The sequence below is a fragment of the Bacillus vallismortis genome (assembly GCF_004116955.1).
Lineage (GTDB): Bacteria > Bacillota > Bacilli > Bacillales > Bacillaceae > Bacillus > Bacillus vallismortis.
On record NZ_CP026362.1, the window covers coordinates 3,680,478 to 3,701,336 of the forward strand.

The 20,859-nt window shown below is 45.6% G+C and carries 19 protein-coding genes; 9 read left to right on the forward strand and 10 right to left on the reverse strand.

What is annotated here, in order from left to right; translation table 11 throughout:
* Positions 1 to 256: 256 nt before the first annotated feature.
* Genes gnd through gntR form a run of 4 tightly spaced genes read right to left on the reverse strand, consistent with a single transcriptional unit; the run spans position 257 to position 5,326 of the window.
* Positions 257 to 1,663 carry a decarboxylating NADP(+)-dependent phosphogluconate dehydrogenase gene (gene gnd, locus BV11031_RS19500; protein WP_129550886.1) on the reverse strand — a complete coding sequence of 469 codons (1,407 nt, stop codon included), beginning with the start codon at positions 1,661 to 1,663 and terminating at the stop codon, positions 257 to 259.
* A 22-nt stretch (positions 1,664 to 1,685) separates the two neighbouring features.
* The gene (gene gntP, locus BV11031_RS19505; RefSeq protein ID WP_121641597.1) at positions 1,686 to 3,032 is read right to left on the reverse strand and encodes a gluconate permease GntP; all 1,347 of its coding nucleotides are present in this window, start codon (positions 3,030 to 3,032) and stop codon (positions 1,686 to 1,688) included.
* Positions 3,033 to 3,060: 28 nt separating this feature from the next.
* Entirely contained in the window at positions 3,061 to 4,602 is a 1,542-nt protein-coding gene (gntK, locus tag BV11031_RS19510) for a gluconokinase (protein ID WP_129550887.1), read from the reverse strand.
* Positions 4,595 to 5,326 carry a gluconate operon transcriptional repressor GntR gene (gene gntR, locus BV11031_RS19515; protein WP_121641595.1) on the reverse strand — a complete coding sequence of 244 codons (732 nt, stop codon included), beginning with the start codon at positions 5,324 to 5,326 and terminating at the stop codon, positions 4,595 to 4,597. Before gntR ends, gntK begins: the two co-directional genes overlap by 8 nt.
* A 194-nt stretch (positions 5,327 to 5,520) precedes the next feature.
* Here gntR and BV11031_RS19520 point away from each other — a divergent pair, with 194 nt between their 5' ends.
* Both BV11031_RS19520 and BV11031_RS19525 read left to right on the forward strand, forming a co-directional pair.
* Positions 5,521 to 6,669: a glycerate kinase gene (locus tag BV11031_RS19520; RefSeq protein WP_129550888.1), complete on the forward strand. Its 1,149-nt coding sequence runs from the start codon at positions 5,521 to 5,523 to the stop codon at positions 6,667 to 6,669.
* A gap of 93 nt (positions 6,670 to 6,762) precedes the next feature.
* Entirely contained in the window at positions 6,763 to 7,794 is a 1,032-nt protein-coding gene (locus BV11031_RS19525) for a polysaccharide pyruvyl transferase family protein (RefSeq protein ID WP_129550889.1), read from the forward strand.
* A 38-nt stretch (positions 7,795 to 7,832) separates the two neighbouring features.
* Here the strand turns inward: BV11031_RS19525 and BV11031_RS19530 are convergent, their stop codons facing one another.
* Positions 7,833 to 9,410 carry a Na+/H+ antiporter gene (locus BV11031_RS19530; protein ID WP_129550890.1) on the reverse strand — a complete coding sequence of 526 codons (1,578 nt, stop codon included), beginning with the start codon at positions 9,408 to 9,410 and terminating at the stop codon, positions 7,833 to 7,835.
* 234 nt (positions 9,411 to 9,644) lie between these two features.
* Here BV11031_RS19530 and BV11031_RS23090 point away from each other — a divergent pair, with 234 nt between their 5' ends.
* A complete protein-coding gene (locus BV11031_RS23090; protein WP_241739791.1) occupies positions 9,645 to 9,929 on the forward strand; it encodes a hypothetical protein in 285 nt (94 codons plus the stop codon).
* A 257-nt stretch (positions 9,930 to 10,186) separates the two neighbouring features.
* Here the strand turns inward: BV11031_RS23090 and BV11031_RS19540 are convergent, their stop codons facing one another.
* Positions 10,187 to 11,257 (reverse strand): SDR family oxidoreductase, encoded by a 1,071-nt coding sequence (locus BV11031_RS19540; RefSeq protein ID WP_129550891.1) that lies wholly within the window; start codon positions 11,255 to 11,257, stop codon positions 10,187 to 10,189.
* A gap of 128 nt (positions 11,258 to 11,385) precedes the next feature.
* On the opposite strand from BV11031_RS19540, the gene yxaF reads away from it, so the two are divergent.
* From yxaF to BV11031_RS19555, 3 genes are all read left to right on the forward strand, one after another.
* On the forward strand, positions 11,386 to 11,961 hold the full coding sequence (gene yxaF, locus BV11031_RS19545) for a transcriptional regulator YxaF (protein WP_129550892.1): 576 nt from the start codon (positions 11,386 to 11,388) through the stop codon (positions 11,959 to 11,961).
* A gap of 81 nt (positions 11,962 to 12,042) precedes the next feature.
* Positions 12,043 to 13,056 carry a quercetin 2,3-dioxygenase gene (locus tag BV11031_RS19550; protein WP_129550893.1) on the forward strand — a complete coding sequence of 338 codons (1,014 nt, stop codon included), beginning with the start codon at positions 12,043 to 12,045 and terminating at the stop codon, positions 13,054 to 13,056.
* Between the two features lie 107 nt (positions 13,057 to 13,163).
* Positions 13,164 to 14,372, forward strand: coding sequence for a DUF418 domain-containing protein (locus tag BV11031_RS19555; protein ID WP_129550894.1), 1,209 nt, complete (start codon positions 13,164 to 13,166; stop codon positions 14,370 to 14,372).
* A gap of 30 nt (positions 14,373 to 14,402) precedes the next feature.
* Here BV11031_RS19555 and BV11031_RS19560 read toward each other — a convergent pair whose 3' ends face one another.
* Positions 14,403 to 14,858, reverse strand: coding sequence for an RDD family protein (locus BV11031_RS19560; protein ID WP_129550895.1), 456 nt, complete (start codon positions 14,856 to 14,858; stop codon positions 14,403 to 14,405).
* Between the two features lie 232 nt (positions 14,859 to 15,090).
* Here BV11031_RS19560 and BV11031_RS19565 point away from each other — a divergent pair, with 232 nt between their 5' ends.
* Positions 15,091 to 15,507: a DUF5391 family protein gene (locus tag BV11031_RS19565; protein WP_129550896.1), complete on the forward strand. Its 417-nt coding sequence runs from the start codon at positions 15,091 to 15,093 to the stop codon at positions 15,505 to 15,507.
* Positions 15,508 to 15,589: 82 nt separating this feature from the next.
* On the opposite strand, the gene BV11031_RS19570 is transcribed toward BV11031_RS19565, so the two are convergent.
* Both BV11031_RS19570 and BV11031_RS19575 read right to left on the reverse strand, forming a co-directional pair.
* A complete protein-coding gene (locus BV11031_RS19570) occupies positions 15,590 to 16,060 on the reverse strand; it encodes an RDD family protein (protein WP_129550897.1) in 471 nt (156 codons plus the stop codon).
* A 204-nt stretch (positions 16,061 to 16,264) separates the two neighbouring features.
* Positions 16,265 to 17,602: an aldehyde dehydrogenase family protein gene (locus BV11031_RS19575; RefSeq protein ID WP_129550898.1), complete on the reverse strand. Its 1,338-nt coding sequence runs from the start codon at positions 17,600 to 17,602 to the stop codon at positions 16,265 to 16,267.
* 141 nt (positions 17,603 to 17,743) lie between these two features.
* Between BV11031_RS19575 and BV11031_RS19580 the strand changes: the two genes are divergently transcribed.
* Positions 17,744 to 18,886: a TetR/AcrR family transcriptional regulator gene (locus BV11031_RS19580; RefSeq protein ID WP_129550899.1), complete on the forward strand. Its 1,143-nt coding sequence runs from the start codon at positions 17,744 to 17,746 to the stop codon at positions 18,884 to 18,886.
* Positions 18,887 to 19,586: 700 nt separating this feature from the next.
* On the opposite strand, the gene BV11031_RS19590 is transcribed toward BV11031_RS19580, so the two are convergent.
* On the reverse strand, positions 19,587 to 20,408 hold the full coding sequence (locus BV11031_RS19590; protein ID WP_129550901.1) for an SDR family oxidoreductase: 822 nt from the start codon (positions 20,406 to 20,408) through the stop codon (positions 19,587 to 19,589).
* A gap of 117 nt (positions 20,409 to 20,525) precedes the next feature.
* On the opposite strand from BV11031_RS19590, the gene BV11031_RS19595 reads away from it, so the two are divergent.
* Complete coding sequence (locus BV11031_RS19595; protein ID WP_129550902.1) at positions 20,526 to 20,780, forward strand: hypothetical protein; 255 nt, start codon at positions 20,526 to 20,528, stop codon at positions 20,778 to 20,780.
* Positions 20,781 to 20,859: the final 79 nt, after the last annotated feature.

A 20,859-nucleotide genomic window follows, 5' to 3' on the forward strand; every position in this document is an offset into this window, starting at 1 on the left:
ACCTTCAGTTCTCATACAATAAACCGATATAGAAAGTAAAAATAGAACGGAGCAACAAGCATGTCGACTTTTACATTATTTTCTTGGGGGCTGTTTCTCGCTATTATTGTATCACTGTTTATGATATTTAAAACATTACTTATGTCTCCTGTTGTTTGGGTGATTCTGTTATTGCTGTTTCTCTTTTTTAGAGGAAAGAAGAAATAAGATAAATAAACACGGTTCAGTTGAAACTGACCGTGTTTTTTGATGGCTGCTATTCAGACCAATTCGTATGAAAAACGCCGTCCATATCTGTTCGTTCGTACGTATGGGCGCCGAAGTAATCGCGCTGCGCCTGCAAGAGGTTCGCATTGGAACGTCCTGTGCGGTAGCCGTCGTAATAAGAGAGCGCGGTGGTTAAGCATGGGAATGAGATTCCTGTGCTGATGACCTCGCAAACGACTTTTCGCAGGCCTGTTTGATAGCCTTGCAGCTTATCTGAGAAATAAGGCGCGATCAGCAGGTTTGACAGGTTTGGCTGCTCGCTGAATGCTTCGCTGATCACGTTTAGGAAATCTGCGCGGATGATGCAGCCGCCGCGGAAAATCAAAGCGATGTCTTTGAGCGGCAGGTTCCAGCCGTAAAGCTCAGATGACATTTTGTATTGGGCAAAGCCTTGTGCGTAGGCGCATACTTTCCCCATGTAAAGTGCCTGTCTGACGTATTCAACCCAAGTCTCTTTATCGAAGTGTTTTTCTTCAGTTTCCGGGCCTGCTAACACGTCTTGAGCTGCCATCCGTTCTTCTTTTAAGGATGACAAGTAGCGGGCGAACAAGGACTCTGTGATGATGGTGGACGGAATGCCGTTATCAATCGCCTGCATGCTCGTCCATTTTCCGGTGCCTTTTTGGCCGGTTTTATCAAGGATGACATCAATCAGAGGCTGTCCTGTTTTTTCGTCTTTTTTGCGTAAAATCTCAGCTGTAATTTCTATTAAATAGCTTTTCAGCTCACCTTGGTTCCATGTTTCAAAAATAGATGCAATCTCATCGAGCGGCAGGCGCAGTCTTTCTCTTAGAAACGTGTACGCTTCTGCAATCAGCTGCATGTCGGCATACTCAATGCCGTTGTGCACCATTTTTGTAAAGTGCCCTGCCCCTTTTGGGCCGATGTAGACACAGCACGGATCTTCTCCGACTTGCGCTGCGATTTTTGTCAGGATAGGAGCGGCTTTGTCATAGACGTCGCGATCCCCGCCCGGCATGATGGAAGGCCCTGTTAATGCCCCGACTTCGCCGCCGGAAATGCCGATTCCAAGGTAGCCGATGCCTTTTTCCTTCAGCTCGTCATATCTTCTTTCTGTATCTTCATAGTGGGAGTTGCCTCCGTCCATGATGACGTCGCCTTCTTCAAGCAAAGGCATTAATGATTGGATGACGGAATCTACGGGTTTCCCCGCTGTGACCATCAGAAAGATTTTTCTTGGTTTCTCTAACGATTGAACAAAATCCTTGAGCTCGTAGTACGGGCTGAGAGATTGTCCGTCCAGCTTTTGGACAAGCTGGTCCGTTAAGTCTCTGGTGTAATTATAGACGGCGACGTTTTCACCTTTGTTTGCCATGTTTAAGGCGATATTGCTTCCCATTACGCCTAAGCCTATGACACCAATCGTATTGAACATGTGTTACAGCTCCTTCTTAATTTCATACAACTAAACTTAACAATAATATGAATCCAAGTCCAGCAACGGAAATAATCGTTTCCAGCAATGTCCATGTGGCAAATGTTTCTTTCATGCTTAATCCGAAGTACTCTTTGAACATCCAGAAGCCGGCGTCATTGACGTGCGAAGCAATGACACTTCCGGCGCCTGTTGCAAGCACGACTAATGCCAAGTTGACATCAGAATGTCCCAATAACGGAATGACGAGCCCTGTTGTGCTTAACGCGGCAACGGTGGCTGATCCTAGAGAAATGCGGAGGATCGCCGCGATGAGCCAGGCCAGGACAATTGGCGACAATGCCGTTCCTTTGAAAAGGTCTGCCACGTAATCGCCGACACCGCCGTTGATCAGCACTTGTTTGAAGGCGCCGCCTCCCCCGATGATCAATAGCATCATGCCGATTTGCGAGATGGCTGCTGAACAAGAGTCCATCACGGTTTTGACTGGAATGTTGCGTGCGATGCCCATTGTATAGACTGCGACCAATAACGAAATAATCATAGCAGTCGATGCGTTTCCAATCAATCGAATAAAAGCTAAAACGCCGTTGTCCGCAAATCCGATTGTTTCTTGAAGCAGGTCGATAATGGTCGCGACCGACATGATGATAATCGGAAGCATTGCAGTAAAGACGCTGATTCCGAAGCCGGGTGTCTCCTCAAGCTTGAACGTTTTTTGCGTGCCGAGTGATGCGATGTTGCCGTTTTTCGCGAATGATGCAGGAACGATTTTTTTCGCGATCTTTGTAAACAATGGCCCTGCGATGAGCACTGTCGGAACAGCAACGATAAAGCCGTACAGCAGCACTTCCCCAATGTTTGCGCCGTACTCACCGGCAATGGCCGTAGGCCCCGGGTGCGGCGGCAGGAATCCGTGCGTGACGGAGAGCGCTGCGACCATCGGAATTCCAAGGTATAAAATAGAAATCTTCAATTCTCTTGAAATCGCAAATACAATCGGAATTAATAGAACCAATCCTACTTCAAAAAATAATGCAATTCCAATAATGAATGAGGCAATGACAACGGCCCATTGAATGTTTTTCTCCCCGAATTTATTGACGAGTGTCATCGCGATGCGCTGTGCGCCTCCTGAATCCGCGATCAGCTTGCCCAGCATCGCACCAAGCCCGAAGATGAGCGCGATGTGGCCAAGAGTTCCCCCTATTCCTGCTTCTATAGAGCTGACAACTTGATCGAACGGCATCCCGAGTGCCAATGCCACGCCGAACGATACGATCAGCAAGGAAATAAATGTATTTAATTTTAAGCCCATTATCAACAGCAGTAAAGCTAAGATCCCAAATGCAACGATGATTAATGGCATGATAATGCCCTCCCCTTCATGTCATGTACTAGTTGTGTGTGATTAAGCCTCTCTGATAATCTGCAATTTGTGTATATTGATTCTCTAATGATCTTGAGAGATTAATAAAGATCGGGATTAATTTTCTGTATTCCTTGGCTGAGTCTTCAATCGGCGTGTGCCTGTGTGTGCTGCCGACCATGTCGGACACAGCCTCGAATGAATCAATTTTTCCTAACGCATACAGGCCTAAAATGCAGGCGCCGAGACATGAGCTTTCGTAGCTTTCCGGAACGACGACCTCTGATTCGAAGATATCCGACATCATTTGGCGCCAAACCTCAGACCTTGCAAATCCCCCTGTCGCCTGAATGCGGGTTACCGGGCCGTCCATGCATTCGGTTAATGCCAGGAACACCGTGTACAGGTTGTAAATGACCCCTTCTAATGCCGCGCGTATCATATGTTCTTTCTTATGCGACATGGTCAAGCCGAAAAATGAGCCGCGTACATCCGGATTCCACAGCGGAGCGCGTTCTCCGGCGAGGTATGGGTGGAACAGCAGACCGTCGGAACCGGGCCTGACGCGTTGGGCAATCTTCGTCAGCACGTCATATGGATCAATTCCCAGCCGTGTCGCTGTCTCGATTTCGGAAGAGGCAAATTCGTCTCTGATCCAGCGCAGGACGATTCCGCCATTGTTCACCGGTCCGCCGATGACCCAGTGCTTGTCCGTCAAGGCGTAGCAGAAAATCCGTCCCTTTTCATCGGTTTGCGGCTGGTCAATAATCGTCCGGATAGCGCCACTTGTTCCGATGGTGACGGCGATCTCGCCCTTATGAATGGCGTTGACGCCGAGATTGGACAAAACACCATCACTCGCGCCGATGACAAAAGGTGTTTCCGGATCGATGCCCATCTGTATCGCTACATTCGGGTTGCAATGCTGAAAGATCTCGGTTGTCGGCACGAGTTTTGATAAGTGGTCCGGCGTAATGCCTGCGATGCGCAGTGCTTCTTCGTCCCAATCCAAGCTTTTCAGATTCATCATGCCTGTCGCTGAGGCCAATGAGTAATCAATGACATATTCATTGAACAGCTGTTTGAAAATGTACTCTTTGATGCCGATATATTTTTTTGCTTTGGAAGCGATTTCTTTTTGTTCGTTCGTGATCCAGGTGATTTTGCTTAGCGGTGCCATCGGATGAATCGGTGTTCCTGTCCGTTTGTACACCTCATGCCCGTTCAATTCCTCCTTAATCTTATGCGCCCAGCCTTCGCTCCGGTTGTCGGCCCATGTGATGCATGGCGTCAGCGGCTGGTCATTTTCATCGATTGCGATGACACTGTGCATGGCGCTGCTGAATGATATGAATGAGATCTGTTTTTCTGGATGCTGCTTTGTCATTCTCGCGGTTGTTTGGATGACCGCACGAAAAATCTCTTCCGGATCTTGTTCAGCCGTTGAGATGTCCGGTGTATGGAGCGGGTAGCCGATGCTTTCTTTCTGTACCACGTCTCCTTTTTCACTGAACAACACAGCTTTTGTGCTTGTCGTGCCGATATCGATCCCTAACATATAACTAGTCATTATGGTGTTCAGCTCCTTTTGCCAGCATTTGTTGTGAGAGCCACAGGTCTTCTACCTTTTCTTGCACATCATCAAAGTTTTGGTGAAGAGACTGAATCATCAGCGCCCTGTCTTTTGCTTTAATGGCCTGAATATAAAGCTCATGGTTATCTAAAATCCTTGTGAAATCCTCGTGTTTTTCCTTTAACCGTGCCCGCATGGACAACAGAATAAAGCTTTCCATAACGGGTTTTAGATTGTTCCAGATCATCTGAATGTATGAATGGTCGATAGCTCGGATAATCGTTTCATGAAACAGCACGTCTTGAAATGAAAATTCATCTACGTCCTCGTATTTGATGGAGACTTTCATCATTTCAAGTATTTTACTGAGGTCCTTGACTAAGGGCTCAATGTCGATTTTGACAAGCCGTTCAAAGACAAATGTTTCTAATAGTAAACGCACATCATAAATTTCTGTGATTTCCTTCTCAGTTAACCCAATTGCGACCGCTCCCATTCGTTCTAAGCGGATGATTTTTTCGGATGCGAGTATTTTTAACGCTTCGCGAACCGGCGAACGGCTTACTGAAAACTCGGTGGCGATCGTATTTTCTGATAAAATGGTACCGCTTTCAATCAAACCTGAAATAATTCGCATTCTCAGCTCGTATGCGATACGAACACCGGTTGACGCTTTTGAGAGCCATTTTGCGGGATACAACAGGTCTTTGGAGTCTAGCATACATTCACCTTCCTCACTCAAGAAGTATACTTGTATACAAGTATGATAACGCGATTTTTTCATTTATGCAAACACTTTCATTTCTAATTTTTATTAAATTTTCACCATAATGGATGTCATGTATTTCCAAATCCGATATGATACATTGGAGATAGAACGTGTAAGTGAATCATGTATTGAAAGAGGCGATTTGAATGAAAATCATCATTGCACCGGATTCATTTAAGGAAAGCTTATCAGCTCTGGAGGCCGCTGATGCGATAGAAAGAGGTTTTCAATCGGTATTTCCTGGCGCCGATTACAGGAAACTGCCGATGGCGGATGGCGGAGAGGGCACCGTTCAGTCTCTGGTTGATGCCACAACCGGATGGATTAAAGAACAGGTTGTCACGGGGCCGCTGGGAGAACCGGTGGAAGCGTTTTTTGGCATGATGGGAGATGGGAAAACAGCAGTGATTGAAATGGCTGCCGCCTCAGGGCTTCATCTCGTGCCTGTTGAAAGGCGCAATCCGCTCGTCACGACAACAAGGGGGACGGGAGAATTAATGGCAGCGGCTCTTGACGCGGGCGCAGAGCATTTGATGATCGGGATCGGCGGAAGCGCAACGAATGACGGAGGAGCCGGGATGATTCAAGCGTTGGGCGGAAGGCTTCTTGATGAATCAGGCCGTGAGATTGGGCCCGGGGGCGGCGCGTTATCTCAACTCGCATCACTCGATATCAGCGAGCTTGATCCCAGATTGGAGAATGTCAAATTGGAGGTCGCCTGCGACGTGGACAATCCATTAACAGGGCCAAAAGGGGCTGCGGCTGTTTTCGGGCCGCAAAAAGGCGCGACAGAAGATATGGTGGATGTGCTGGATCAGAACTTGGCCCATTTCGCGGATGTGGCAGAAAAAGCGCTTGGGACAACATCCAGAGAAATAAAGGGCGCCGGCGCAGCAGGCGGTCTCGGGTGGAGCTTGCTGGCTTTTCTTGATGCTGATTTGAAAAGAGGCATTGATATTGTCCTGGAAGCGGTTGATTTTGCAGATGAAGTTCAGGATGCGGACCTTGTGATTACCGGTGAGGGGCGAATCGACAGCCAAACGATTTACGGGAAGACACCGATCGGCGTAGCCAAAGCGGCTAAATCATACGATGTGCCTGTCATTGGCATAGCGGGATCAGTCTCACGAGACAGTGATGCCGTCTATCAGCACGGAATTGATGCGCTTTTCAGCATCGTTCCCGGCGCCGTGCCTCTTGAAGACGCGGTTGAACATGCCGCAGAATACATGGAAAGAACGGCGCGGGACATTGCCGCAGCCATCAAATTGGCGAAAACGATGTTTCTGATATAGCCGGCGCACATGCCGATGCATAGCCACCCTCCTTTTGGGGTAGAGACAGTTAACTACACAATGAGGCAATCATCCCAGAAGGAGGACGACGACATGACGGTACAAGAAATCAAAGGTAAGAAACTCGTAAAAGGCATTGCGCCAAATGTAGAGCCAGAAGCCCTGTTACATGATAAACGAAAAGTATTTTTATTTGGTTCCCCGAGTTACACAAACATTGGAGACCAAGCGATTGCGTATGCGGAAGAGAAATTTATCAAAAATCATTTTCCGTATTATGAATATATTGAAATTATGGATTATGCGACAGATGAGGGCATTGAACTGGTGAAGGAGATCATCCGTGAAGACGATATTGTCTGCTTTACCGGCGGAGGCAATTTAGGAAACCTGTATCTCGATATTGAGGAAGACAGAAGGAAAGTCTTCTCGGCGTTTAAGGACTACAAATCGATTTCTCTGCCGCAATCTGTTTATTTTGAAGACACAGAGGAAGGAAATAAAGAAAAGAAAAAAACACAGGATGCGTATCATCAAAATCCTAACTTAACGATAGCCGCGCGTGAGACGCAAACACTGGATGTGGTGAAAGAGACCTTCGACTCCAATGTGATCTTTACCCCGGACATGGTGCTTTCCTTGGATATTGTGCCGAGAGAGCTTGAGCGGGACGGCGTTCTCTTTATTTTAAGAGCGGATAAGGAGAAAGTGACCGACGAAGATTTTATTTCACAGATGAGAAAATGGGCAAAAAAAACAACCTATACGGAGCGTACTGATACGGTGCTGGATACGGTTGACACCATCGATTACGCCGATCGCGAGAAGCATTTTATGGAGATGCTTGACCGCATCGGATCCAGCAAATTGGTGGTCACTGACCGCCTTCACGCGATGATTTTCTCGATTATCACCAAGACACCTTGCCTCGTCTTTGGGAACAGCTACGGCAAAGCCAAACATTCGTACCGTGATTGGCTCGAAAGCTTAAATTTCATTGAATACACGGATCAACAAGATATAAAGGAACTGGAGCGCATGATTGACCGGCTGCTTCAAGCAGAACCGAATGACGTTGATGTTTCGAAGGATTTTCAGCCGCTGATTGATTTTTTCAAATCATAAAAGAAAAAGCAGACTGATGGCAGTCTGCTTTTTTTGCGTTAGTGATCCTCTTCCAACCGAACGATTTCATCAATGATACGCGCTTGCTCTTGTTCAGCCACTTCGTTTGAGATAATATCTTCCTTTGATAAGTTCTCGATCGCTTGGTATTGGGCGTATAACGCATGTTTTTTCAAGATGGTTTGCTGTTTGTTTTTGAGTTCCGGATAGGCTTCGAATAATTGGTTTGTTTGTTGATGCAGCTGGCTGACCTCTTCTTTGTACTGGTCTGTCAGTTCCCTGGAGACAGCTTCGTGAATCAGCAAATTGTGTTTGACTTGCTGGACTTCCTGGATAGCGGTTTCTAGCCGGTGCCCCTTTGCAAGCAATGTCTCATATTCCTGATTGCCTTCTTCCTTTTGATTCACGCCTAATCGTTCCAGAAGCGGCTTGATCGTGAGCCCCTGAACAACAAGAGAGAACAAAACGACACTGAAGGCGAAAATCAGAATGTCTTCACGCCCCGGGAAGTCTCTCGGCAGGCTCAGTACGAGTGCAATAGACAGAGAGCCCTTCAGCCCGCCCCAATTGATGGTATGCTTCCATGTCACCGGAAATTTTTTGATAAAGGCCAGACTGATATAGACGGCGGCACTTCGGGCGATGAGCACAATGACAATGGCCATAATCGCCAAACCCCATTTGTCAGTCAGGTCAATTCTCGTGATTTCAAGTCCCACCATTAAAAAGACAAGGGAGTTCGCGAGCAAGGCGGCGACGTCCCAAAAGTTATTAATATTCAGCTTGGTCGTCGGGCTCATGCCGATTTTTGCCCCGTAATTGCCGAAAATAAGCGCGGCGACTACGACAGCGATTACGCCGGAAGCACCTGCCATTTCCGCCAATAAAAATGAACTGTAAAACAGAATGATACTAAAAATAATTTCTAAAGGATAATCATCAAAATACTTGGTGAGCTGGGAAAAGACAAATCCTAGAGCGCCTCCGATGATAAGGCCGAGAGAAATGACTTTGACAAACTCCCACAAGCCTAAACCAGCGCCTTGGATACCGAGATCCAAATAAGTCATCAAGTAAAAAGCGGAAATATTGAACAGCACAACCGCCAGCCCGTCATTGAACAGGCTTTCTCCTTCAACGACAATCGACAGCTTTTTCGGCGCGCCGACGCTTTTGAAAATGGACAGCACACTGACTGGGTCTGTCGCACTCATCAGCGCGGCAAACACAAATGCCGCCGGAATGGCTAAATGCATCAGCCACATGGAAGAAAAGCCGACGATCAGAAACGAGATGAGCGTGCCGCCGAAGGCCAGCGCTAGAACGGGACGCTTATTTTCTCGCAAATGGGAAAAGGGCAGCTTCAGCGCCGCTTCTCCTAATAAAGCCGGCAAGAACAGCGTAATGATGACGAAGTTAAAGACTTCGCCCTCAGTGATAAAATCTTTCAGCGGTTCAAAAAGCGGAATATGTACAAGTCCAATGATCGTTCCGACAATCACGAGCGCTATCGGATAAGGCTGCTTGCACTTCTTGGCAATCGCAGTGATCCCTGCTGCAATCATAACCAGCAAAAAACCGAGTTCGAAAATATGATGCAAATCTAAGTGCTCCATTAGAACCTCCTTTTGTGAATTGTAGAACTAACACATTACCCTCATTTTGTCATTTGTAATCATATCATATGTAAAACAGCCCTTTGCCAGTCTGCAGAAAAGCAAAAAAGCAGGCAAACGGCCGGCTTTGGTTGTTTATTCTATAAGCCAATGGAATTGACTATACTCACTCGATACATGGGAACGAACGTATCAAGTCTAGTATAATCATAAAATAAAAAAGGGTGAAAAACCATGTCGTTTTCCAAAAAAACACTTTTTGTTGGCGTAATTATAGTATTTTTAATAGGAATTGTTTACTTTCATCATAAAAATTCAAATTCTAATCAATCATCAGTTAAATCTTCTGGAGGGGATCATCGCGTGAACATAGATGAAAAAAATGAACAACAAAAGGCAGAAGAATACGCTGAAAACATGAAGCCAAAAATAAAGGAAAAACTGAAAAAAGACGATATCCATCATTTTGTTAATGGTATACATTTAATAACGATGTCTCAATCAGTCCAATGGGAATGATCGAACTAACAGGGTAGGTAAACAACAATCCTGAAAAATTCTCATTCGATGTCTCTTTGAGATATGGAACTGATAAAGTAGATTCCATAGGTTATGATAAAGACTTAGCGGACCGATTTGAAAACTGGGATGATTTTGATAAAGAGGTCAAAGAAGACTTTTTAAATAGTTTATCGAAAGAAGAACGAGAACAATATTTAAAAGACATAGGGGAATAAAATAAACAGGCAAAACGCCTGTTTATTTTTGTGATCGGTTTACTTTCTCCTCTTCGATATCCCCCAAGCCACCAGTCCGGCAACGACTGCAGCCGATACAATCGGTCGTTTTGTGGCTTTCGCGTAATAGCTTCTTGACCGCATCCATCCTTTGTTTGTGCCCCTGTCATGCATGCCGTATCCCGCTTCATAAAGCGCGCTTTCTTCACGCGGTTTGGACGGTCTTTCGGCATGCTGGCTGTGGTACATGATTTTTTCCATTAGTTTGTCGGTCAGCCGGGGGAAAAGAGCGCCCAGCATGGCGATGGCTTTTGCCTGTGATCCGATGTACATGTCGCGCTTCGGGTGTTCAGCTGCAAACAGGATGGCTTCGGCGACCGCTTCCGGCGGGTAGATCATCGAGCGGTAATGAGCCGGCTGTTTGTCGAGGTAGCTGTGAGCATGCTCGTTGTAGGGCGTGTCAATTCTGCCAGGATGGATGAGCGTAACCGAGACGGGTGCCTGTTCTTTTTCAAGCTCCATCCGGATGCTTTCCGTCCAGCCGTGAAGCGCAAATTTGGCTGACGCATATGTGGATTGAATGACAGTTCCTCTGTCGCCAAATAGGCTGCCTACATTGATGAGTGCGCCCGGTTCGCCTCTATTGGTATAGTGTTTGACTGCCGCTCTTGTACCGTAAACAGGCCCCCAGAAGTTTGTGTCGTACATGCGCTTCATGTCTTCAACAGTGACATCCATGGCGTGTCCGAAAATCGAGACGGCGGCATTGTTGACCCATGTGTCAAAACGGCCATATGTGCTGATCGCGGTTTCTGCGATGCGGTTCACGTCTTCCTCTTTTCCGACATCCGCTTTCACCCATATCGCTTCATGCCCTTTTTCCTCTAATTTTTCAGTGAGTTCCTTCAAAGCCTCATCATTTCGAGCTGCCGCCACAACCTTTGCGCCTTTTTCAGCTGCCATTCGTGCCGTGACAAGGCCGATCCCGCTCGTAGCGCCGGTAATGACGATCACTTGATCCTTGAGTTTTTTCAGTTTAAGCTTCGTTTTCATGCCTGTGTTTTGTTGTTCAAGTCTTTCTGTATTCGTGACTGAATAATCGTTTGTCATTGAGATCCCTCCTAGACGCTGTTTTTCTACATTTACCCTATCCGGGAGGGTCTTACCCTTTTTGACAATCACAGGGTTCTTTTTTATATTATATAAGTCGCTTTACCATACCTAGGAGGGAATGTTTTATGACTAGCAGAGGAGATTCACGTGAAAAAATTCTTCACACGGCGTCACGTCTGTTCCAGCTGCAAGGATATCACGCGACGGGTTTGAACCAGATTGTGAAAGAAAGCGGTGCTCCGAAGGGATCGCTTTATCACTTTTTCCCGAACGGCAAAGAAGAATTAGCGATTGAAGCGGTTACATATACAGGAAAACTGATTGAATATCTGATACAGCAAAGCATGGATGAAACCTCTGATCCAATAGAAGCGATTCAGCAATTTATCAAAAAAACAGCCAGCCAGTTTGACAATACACAAAGCATTCAAGGCCTTCCGGTTGGTTTGCTGGCGAGTGAGACTGCGTTAATCAGTGAACCGCTGCGGACGGTTTGCATGAAGGTGTTTAAAAGCTGGGAAGCTGGTTTTGCCAGAAAACTAATGGAAAACGGATTTGCAGAAGAAGAAGCAAATCAGCTCGGAATGCTGGTCAATACGATGATTGAGGGCGGTATCATGCTTTCGTTAACGAATAAAGACAAAACACCCCTTCTTCTCATCGCCGATCAAATTCCAGTGCTTGTGAGAAAAAAAGGGTAGCATTTTGTTATCCTTTCTCCTACAATTATATAGAACGGTCTAGTTATATATGAAGACTGGTTTAAACTGGAGGAACGATTGATGAAAACATTACGTGAACATTCATTGCCAAAAGAAAAAATGCCATATTTGCTCCGCAACGGAGAAGGCGAGCGCTATTTGTTCGGCAGACAGGTTGCCACGGTGATGGCGAATGGGAAGAGCACAGGCGATCTATTTGAGATCGTGCTGCTTTCCGGGGGAAAAGGAGATGCTTTTCCGCTCCACGTCCACAAGGACACACATGAAGGGATTCTCGTTTTGGACGGGAAGCTTGAGCTGACGATTGATGGAGAACGCTATTTATTAGTATCAGGCGATTATGCGAACATTCCAGCCGGAACACCGCACAGCTACCGGATGCAGAGCCACAGAACGCGACTGGTGTCTTACACGATGAAAGGAAATGTGGCGCACATGTATTCCGTGATTGGAAATCCATATGCTCACGTTGAACATCCGCCGCACGTAAGCGAAGAGGTGTCAAACGAGCGATTTGCAGAAGCAGCCGCTGAGGCGGACATTGCATTTCTGGATGAAGAGAAGCCTGCCGGTGCGGCGAAATTAGCGGAACGTACAGAGCTTCCGGATGGAGCTGTTCCATACGTGCTTGAGTCTGGAGAAGGCGACCGCCTATTGACGGGAGATCAGCTTCACCGCATAGTGGCTGCACAAAAAAATACAGAAGGCCAGTTTATCGTCGTCGTATCAGACGGCCCTAAAGGCGACCGAATCGTTGATCACTACCATGAACATCATACAGAAACATTTTATTGCCTAGAAGGGCAGATGACGATGTGGGCAAATGGCCAAGAAATCCAGCTGAGCCCTGGAGATTTTCTGCATGTTCCTGCGAATACGGTTCACTCCTATCGTTTGGATTCCCATTACACAAAGATGGTGGGCGTATTGGTTCCTGGCTTATTTGAACCGTTTTTCCGGACGCTAGGTGAGCCGTACGAAGGCCACATCTTCCCAAGTGAGCCTCGGGCTCTGCGCTTTGATCGTGTGTTGCAGAATATCGAAGCACTAGATTTAAAGGTAATGAAACCATAAAGATGACAAGATTGTAAGATTTCCATACCTGCCTGACATCTAAATCGATGTTTCCGCGCTCCTCTTTTTTATACCCTTAAGGTACAGAAAAAAGGAGCGTGATGGCTATGTCTTCATTACATCCGATTTCGGCAAATGAACGGATTGGCGTGCTTGATGTGCTAAGGGGAATAGCGATTTTCGGCATCTTATTTGTCAATCTGGCACATTTCAGTTATCCGGATATGTATTTGTCGATGCTTGGGAAAGAGAACTTTTTTACGGAAAAGTGGTCAAAAGCCGATTTTGCAGTAGCAGACATACTGACATTCTTCATCCAAACAAAGTGTATTTTATTGTTTTCCTTTTTATTTGGATTTGGCATGGTTGTTATGAGGGAGAGGACAGAAAGCAAAGGGAAACGATTTGTTCCGTTATATGCGAGAAGGTTAACGGCGCTTCTCTTTTTTGGGACGATTCATGCCCTTTTGATATGGGACGGTGACATTTTGATGGAATACGCCCTGCTCGGCTTTGTCCTGCTCTTATTTCGGAAAGCAACGCCGAAAACACTGTTGATATGGGCGGTCTCTTTGTATCTTTTGTTTACGGTCCCGTTCATTTTGGCAAACTTTTATCAATCTAATGGACAGGAAGGGGCAGAAGCTGCAGTTCACCAGGCACAGCAAGCGCTCCATGTTTACGGAAGCGGCAGCTTGAAGGAGATTGCGGAACAGCGGATTCGTGATCGTCTCGTTTACATGTCTTCGAATGGCATGCTTACGTATAACCCGATCAGCTTTTTCTTTGCATCCATTCCTTATTTCAGCATGTTTTTGCTGGGAGCTGCGGCGGCGAAGTCACGCTATTTGCACGAGCTCGGAAAGCATCGCAAAGGATTAAAAAGAGTGTGGATGGCTGGGTTAGTCATCGGCATCAGCGCCCATGTTGTGTACAGTGTAACGGATAGGGAAGTGTTTTTGCTGATTGGCGCGCCTTTTCTCATGTTTTTCTATATCACAACAGTTGTCTATCTTTATCATAAAACAAGAGTGAAAGCCGTGCTGCAATCTTTCTCCGCTGTTGGACGGATGGCACTTACCAATTATCTGATGCAGTCTATCGTGTGTACGTGGATATTCTATCATTACGGCTTGGGGCTGTACGGGAAAGTGTATCCTGCTGCTGGCGTATTTTTGACGATTGCGGTTTGTGCCGTTCAAACGGTCTTCAGCCATCTGTGGCTTCGTTTGTTTAAGATGGGGCCGTTTGAGTGGCTGTGGAGAAGCGCTGCGTATTTGTCGTGGCAGCCTATGGTAAAAAAAGCAAAAGTCTAGACTCCTATTGGCGTCTAGACTTTTTTTCTTTTATTTATACACGACACGTGTTTTGCAAATGATGTCATGCAGGCCTTTTTTCTCTCCAAAACCGATCATGATAAATCCAATATAAAAGATGATTCCAGATAAGATATAGGCGAAGTAACGGCCGATTGCCTGTCCGACAGAAACCCGTTCGCCTTGTTCATTGACCACTTTCAAGCCAAGAATTTTTTTGCCGAGTGTGCCCTGCATTTTAGAAGCTGTAAGCAGACCGTAATATAACACACAGATGATGAGCATGATCAGCATGGTAGGCAAAAATGCGAACGTCATGTATTTCACGAGATACTCCTCTTCTGTCATGTATGGGTCTGTTGCCACAGATCCAGCTATAAACACGCTATTGATAATAAATAGAATAATATAACTAGGAACAGATACAATAATGCCATCGATAAAATAAGCTAAAAAACGAATCCAAAATCCTGCTGGTTTTTCCATGTATTTTTCTCTCTCCTTTGAATTAATCTGGAATAGTATACTTTGAAAAAATAACATATGCAATATGATATGGTGATAAAATCCTGATATGCCTGAAAAATGAGTCTTTTATCCTCTGTTTTTTACTATATGAATATCCCGGTAAAATCTAAATTGATTGTATATTGAATTCACCAGCTGGATAACCCATAATAAAAAAGGATAATATTTCTATTCGAGGGGGAGGAGTTTGATGTCTAGAAAAAAAAGCGTGGCGATCATGACAGTCATTTCTGCTTTTCTTTTCTGCGCTATGATTGCTGCGGCTTCACTTTCGCCGCTGTCCGAAACGGGCGGGGCGGCCAATCAGTTCAACTCAGTCGGCATGTGGTCAGCTATTGGTATGGTCCTTGTGTTGTACTTCATTCCTTTTCTCATTTATATGCTTGGAGTAGATGCGATGAGGTATGTCATGGCGGTGCTTTGCGCCTTTGGGCTGCTGATTCACTTGTCTACGGCCGGTTTTATCTTGCTGTTTGGCCTATTCAGTGAAGATCTCCTTTCTGAGGTGATCTTTGTGATTGGAGTTTGTCTCGCTGCGGCAGCTGTCAATGTTATTTGGTTTGTGGCTGCATTTCGTTCAGATTCTAAAAAAGCTGCCATTTTCTAAACGAGTAGAGTGAACATGTCATAGCGGTCGCAAAAAATTAGAAATTCAGGCTGGCGAGGACAACTCGGCAGCCTGTGTTGGGTTAATCAATCCTATATTTATTTTGATAAATAACCTTTGTCCCGCAAATATAATCGTGCAATGCCAGTTTAGCGGGGAAGGCCGCCATGATGAAACCAATATACAGGATCCTTGACAATGCGTAGGCAAAGAAACGACCGAAGCTGTGCCAAAAAGAAATACGTTCACCATATTGATTGACAACGATGATGCCCATGAGTTTTTTTCCCAGTGTTGCTTGCATGTGTGATGAAGTCAGCACACTATAGTAAAGAATACAGGCGAGCAATATGATCGCAAAAAGGGGTATTGTACCAAATATCAACATATAGAATTGATATTGAGCTTCTGTCATATGTGTCCCTGCCGCATCAATGAGAGGCATTACAATAAGGACGTTAATAAGAGACATAATAAAAATGAATATCGATAGTATCAGTCCATCAATAATAGCGGCGGCTGCCCGTATCCAAAATCCAGCTGGTTTTTCCATGTATAAAATTCTCTCCTTTGAAGTTTTCTGGGATATTATACGTGAGGGGCTGTGTGGTTTCAATGAGATATACTAGAGGAATTTGGTCTTGTAGCGAAAACGGTATTTTATGACTATTCATTTCTTCTATTTTCCTTTTTTATTTAGGTTAATAGGGTGATAAAAAAGAGAATCTGCAAGATCATGCAGATTCTCTTCACATCATTATTTAACAGCTTGAATCAATACACCCTTCTCATGAGAAAATGCTTTGAATCCGTATACCCCATGATAGGAGCCGATTCCGCTTGTGTTGACGCCGCCGAATGGCAGGTTGACGTCGCTGAAGTGAACGACAACATCGTTGATGGCTGCGTTGCCTGAAGTCGTATGCTGAAGCACGTTGTCGATCAGGTCTTGGTTGTGGCTGAATACATAAAGCGCAAGCGGTTTATCGCGGTCATTTACGTAATCGATCACCTCGTCGATGTCTTCATAGTTCATCATCGGCAGGATTGGTGCGAAGATTTCCTCCTGCATGATTTTCATGTCAGGCGTGACGTTTTTCAAAACGGTCGGCGAGATCGTGCGGTCGCTGGCATCAAAGACACCGCCGAAGACGACTTCCGCCCCTTTTTCAATGGCGTCGTCGAACAGGTCTTTGACGCGGTTGAAGTTGCGGTCATTGACGATCTGCGTGAATTTGCTGCGGTCTGGGTTACGATCATCCTCCATAAATCCCGTGTTGACGATTGTTTGTAAAATCCCTGCGAACTTGTCCTGCACGTCTTTTTTAATGAACAAATAATCAGGTGCGATGCAGGTTTGGCCGGCGTTTACAAATTTTCCGACGGCGATCTTTTTCGCTGCGTCCATGAGATCGTATTCACTGTCAATGATTGTCGGGCTCTTGCCGCCAAGCTCAAGTGTGACAGATGCCAAGTGTTTGGCAGCCGCTGTCATGACGATTTTTCCGACATTTGTGCTTCCGGTAAAGAAAATGTGGTCGAACGGCTGCTCTAGTAGCTCGGTTGCCACCTCAACCTCTCCTTCAAAAATCGCGACTTCTTTTTCGTCAAAAGCGTCTCGAATGACTTTTGCGGCTATGTTGCTTGTGTTCATCGTAAAATCAGACAGCTTCACTATCGCGCTGTTACCGGCTGCAATCGAAGCAGCCAGCGGCGCCATCGTCAGCATAAACGGATAGTTCCACGGTCCGAGGATGAGTGTGACGCCTTTTGGCTCGTACAGGAGAATCCCATTCGCCTCGGGGCTTAACGATGAACCGACTTCTTTAGGTGCCATCCATTTCTCCAGATTGTTCATATTATCTCTAATCGCTTTTTTTGTTCCTTCGATTTCCGCTTTTTTGACCTCGTGATATGGTTTGCGGACGTCTTTGCGGATCGCTTCGATGATGTCTTCCTCATGGGCGATGACAGAATCTAAAAAGCGCTGAAGCTTTTCTCTGCGCTGTTCCGCTGTTGAAGCGCGCAATGCTTTTTGCTGTTTTTTCTGAAGCTGAAAGACACGCTGAATGTCGTCTTTAACTTGCTGTTCCATTGTAAAATCCCCCTCATTTGCTTTCTTCTATTCTCGGACCTATTATAAAGTGGTACCTTTTCTGTAAGAAAGACAACGGTGAACCATCTATACGTTACCGTACATATATAAATCATCTGTCTAATGATCGGAGGTGTCTCTTTGCCGGAATCTGCTGAGGCTCAAATCAAACAGGCGCTGCTGTCTCTACTGGAAGAAAAAGATATTCAACAGATTACAATGAAAGAAATTGCCGAGAAGGCCAAAGTGAGCCGCGGGACGCTCTACCTTTATTATGAAGATAAGTTTTCAATCATCGAGGACGTGATTGAAGACATGAAGGAGGGGCTGGGTCAAGCGCTATATAAGGCTTTCAAGCATATGGATACCCTCCATTTGAACAAAAAACGGCAAACGGTGCATCCGACCCTGTCCTTTGTTCACGAGCATCGATCCTTTTTCCGTACGATGATGAACAGAGAACATGTTCATCGTTTTTTTAAGGATGTGTTTCAGCAGGATATCCTGCTCGCTCCGATCCATGTGAACTTGACGCCGATCGAACGGGACATTTACGGACATTACCGGGCTTTGTACACGTACGCGATTATTCGGTATTGGCTGAATGAAGATGCGGGCGCGACTCCAGAAGCGATCAGCCAAAAGGTATGGGAGCTCGTTTCTCAGAAGCGGTTTTATTGGCTGTTTGGACAGGCTGTGGCAGGGGAACGGCAGGAGAACAAGCAAATCGACAGGCGGGTGGTGCGAACGAGAGAGGCGCTGCAGAAGGCTTTGCTGGACGTATTGGCGGAGAAAAAAGATTACGCAGCCATCACGATTTCGGATATTACCCGTAAAAGCAACCTCCGCCGCGCAACCTTTTATGATCACTATGCCAGTAAAGAGGAATTGCTGCAAACTATGATTCAGCAATCATGCGCGGAGATCATAGACCACCTGACGATTGCCTCCAGTCCGAGCGGGCTTTCCTTAGAGGAAGCGGAGGAGGCGCTTGCCAGCTTGCTTTCTGCTTTATCAAACATGCCTATTGTCCATTTTCTCAATCGGGACAGGGGCGTACCCCATGTGATAAGCGATATGTTCAAAGCGCTGGAATCGTTTTACCTGCATCAGCAGACTGACATTCATGCAGAGAAAAAACTTCACGCCTATTATGTATCCGCGATGATTATCGGGCTGATTTTGTATCGGCTTGATGAAGGAAGGGCGCATGCGCCGGAAGTGCTGGTGAGGGAATTTTTGCAGTTTTTGGATGTGAAGAAGTATAAGGTGGTCTTGCTGTAAACGAATCGAACTGGATATTAGCCCGGATACTCAGTCCGGGCTCTGTGTCGTTGTGTGACTTGGCTTGGTCTTTTGAATTTCTTTCTTTTCCTTCAAGGTGTACTTTAAAAAGAGAAGGGCCAAAAGAAATAGAGCAATGTTCACCAACCAAGATGTCCAGCTTGCAGTAGGGTCTAAAATTGAATTGAGCGAGTGAAGGATAGAAGAAAATGACAAAATGAGAAATAATAGTTTGTTTTCAGACATAAATGACGTACCTTTCTATATGGAAAATGTGATGTTTTAAACAATCAATAGCTGCCTCCACATTTTATCCTGCAAGATTTTATTTTAGTATTAATTTGAAGTTTCGGGGCTTTTAGCTCGCCTATATAAAAAAAGTGCAAAGTTAAAATAGATAAGATATAAAGCAAGATTAAAAATACCTAAATCAAAAAGGCAAGAAAGAGAAATGCTAATGAAGCCTCCTAAAATGATATAGATAAATAGCAATTTCATTCTAACAACTCCCAATAAATTCTAAATCCATTGTAGGATAGGATCGACAATATGTAAAATATATAGAGTAAGGCAGTCTGTTTTTTTCTGCAGGAGAGCGAAAAAAGATTGAGGAATGATGAAGAGGGAGCTTATCCTAGTGATTAAGGAAAAGCTCCCTTTTATGATTGATATTTGATCATTGATAATGCGCAGACTATGTTTATTTCGTTTCTTCCTTCCACTTCTCATCAATCAGCATCTTCCCAGGCCATGTGTACGCCATGATGCCGCCGTCTGCGGTGATGTCTTCGCCTGTGACGTATGAGCTGTCGTCAGAAGCGAGGAACAGCGCCACCGTTGCCATTTCCTTCGGCTGGCCGAGACGGCCGAGCGGCGTGATCCATTTGTTGGCTTCGCGGAATGTTTCGCCCATTTCCTGTTCCTTGGTGCCTGCTAATTTGTCAATCAACGGGGTTTCGATCGTTCCCGGTGAGATGGAATTGACGCGGATGCCGTCTCTTGCGTAATCAATTGCCATCGCTCTTGTCAGGTTGGTGATGCCGCCTTTTGCCGCGTTGTAGCCAGAGCGGTCGAGGTCAGCGGCCCGGCCTGACATGGAGGATGTATTGATGATGGAGCCTCCTTTTTCGAGCATGAGCGGAATCAGGTATTTGCTGCAAAGGAACGTGCCGCGCAGATCGACGGCGATAATGCGGTCAAACAGGTCAACGGGATATTCGTGCACTTTTCCGCCTTCCTGGTCAACCCCGGCGTTATTAAACAGAATATCAATTGTACCGCAGGTGTCTTTGATTTGATCAGCAAATGCTTTCACGCTGTTTTCATCTGACACATCAAGGAGAAAGGCGTCCGCCTGTCCTCCCTCTTGTCTGATCGCTTCAACTGTTTCTTCCATTTGATCTGCATTGATGTCTCCGATTATCACACGCGCGCCTTCATTGGCAAAAACCTTTGCCGTCGCTTGCCCAATGCCTGTCGCGGCGCCTGTGATGACTGCGGTTTTGTTTTCCAGTCTTCCCATGATACGAGTCCTCCTTTTTTTATTTGTCTTCCCGCTCTGTGCAGTGATAAACATGCGGGAAAACAACTGCCAACATATGTTAGAATGGGTTAGAAATTGTTGGGAGGTTTATATGTTTTGAAAGTACAGCATAAGAAGGAGCTCAAGTTTTATTGCTTCATCACAATTCCGTCTGCGTTTGTTGTGCTGACTGTCATCTCTTTTCTATTCAAAGAGATTACGTTTCCAGTTACAGCAAGCGCATTTCTGAATGCTTCATGGCATAATCTATTGTTTCTGATACCGTTCGGTTTGTTTTTCTATCCGGTGCATATATGGATGAAGCGGGAGTTTGGCCGCTGGAATGGCGCAGCCAAAAAGAGAGGGTCATGACCTCTCTTTTTTTGACAATAAATAGTGAAAGTGCTGCTAAATCATGTTAAATTTACATATATATGCATCTGGCAATCTA

What these genes read in the sequence shown, in the direction of transcription:
- BV11031_RS19520 (WP_129550888.1), top strand. Translation starts at nt 5,521, where the DNA reads ATGAAAATCATCATTGCACCGGATTCATTTAAGGAAAGCTTATCAGCT.
- BV11031_RS19540 (WP_129550891.1), bottom strand. Translation starts at nt 11,257, where the DNA reads ATGACAAACGATTATTCAGTCACGAATACAGAAAGACTTGAACAACAA.
- gnd (WP_129550886.1), bottom strand. Translation starts at nt 1,663, where the DNA reads ATGTTCAATACGATTGGTGTCATAGGCTTAGGCGTAATGGGAAGCAAT.
- BV11031_RS19570 (WP_129550897.1), bottom strand. Translation starts at nt 16,060, where the DNA reads ATGGAAAAACCAGCTGGATTTTGGATACGGGCAGCCGCCGCTATTATT.
- BV11031_RS23090 (WP_241739791.1), top strand. Translation starts at nt 9,645, where the DNA reads ATGTCGTTTTCCAAAAAAACACTTTTTGTTGGCGTAATTATAGTATTT.
- BV11031_RS19555 (WP_129550894.1), top strand. Translation starts at nt 13,164, where the DNA reads ATGTCTTCATTACATCCGATTTCGGCAAATGAACGGATTGGCGTGCTT.
- BV11031_RS19560 (WP_129550895.1), bottom strand. Translation starts at nt 14,858, where the DNA reads ATGGAAAAACCAGCAGGATTTTGGATTCGTTTTTTAGCTTATTTTATC.
- BV11031_RS19530 (WP_129550890.1), bottom strand. Translation starts at nt 9,410, where the DNA reads ATGGAGCACTTAGATTTGCATCATATTTTCGAACTCGGTTTTTTGCTG.
- yxaF (WP_129550892.1), top strand. Translation starts at nt 11,386, where the DNA reads ATGACTAGCAGAGGAGATTCACGTGAAAAAATTCTTCACACGGCGTCA.
- BV11031_RS19590 (WP_129550901.1), bottom strand. Translation starts at nt 20,408, where the DNA reads ATGGGAAGACTGGAAAACAAAACCGCAGTCATCACAGGCGCCGCGACA.
- BV11031_RS19565 (WP_129550896.1), top strand. Translation starts at nt 15,091, where the DNA reads ATGTCTAGAAAAAAAAGCGTGGCGATCATGACAGTCATTTCTGCTTTT.
- BV11031_RS19550 (WP_129550893.1), top strand. Translation starts at nt 12,043, where the DNA reads ATGAAAACATTACGTGAACATTCATTGCCAAAAGAAAAAATGCCATAT.
- BV11031_RS19525 (WP_129550889.1), top strand. Translation starts at nt 6,763, where the DNA reads ATGACGGTACAAGAAATCAAAGGTAAGAAACTCGTAAAAGGCATTGCG.
- BV11031_RS19575 (WP_129550898.1), bottom strand. Translation starts at nt 17,602, where the DNA reads ATGGAACAGCAAGTTAAAGACGACATTCAGCGTGTCTTTCAGCTTCAG.
- gntP (WP_121641597.1), bottom strand. Translation starts at nt 3,032, where the DNA reads ATGCCATTAATCATCGTTGCATTTGGGATCTTAGCTTTACTGCTGTTG.
- gntR (WP_121641595.1), bottom strand. Translation starts at nt 5,326, where the DNA reads ATGCTAGACTCCAAAGACCTGTTGTATCCCGCAAAATGGCTCTCAAAA.
- gntK (WP_129550887.1), bottom strand. Translation starts at nt 4,602, where the DNA reads ATGACTAGTTATATGTTAGGGATCGATATCGGCACGACAAGCACAAAA.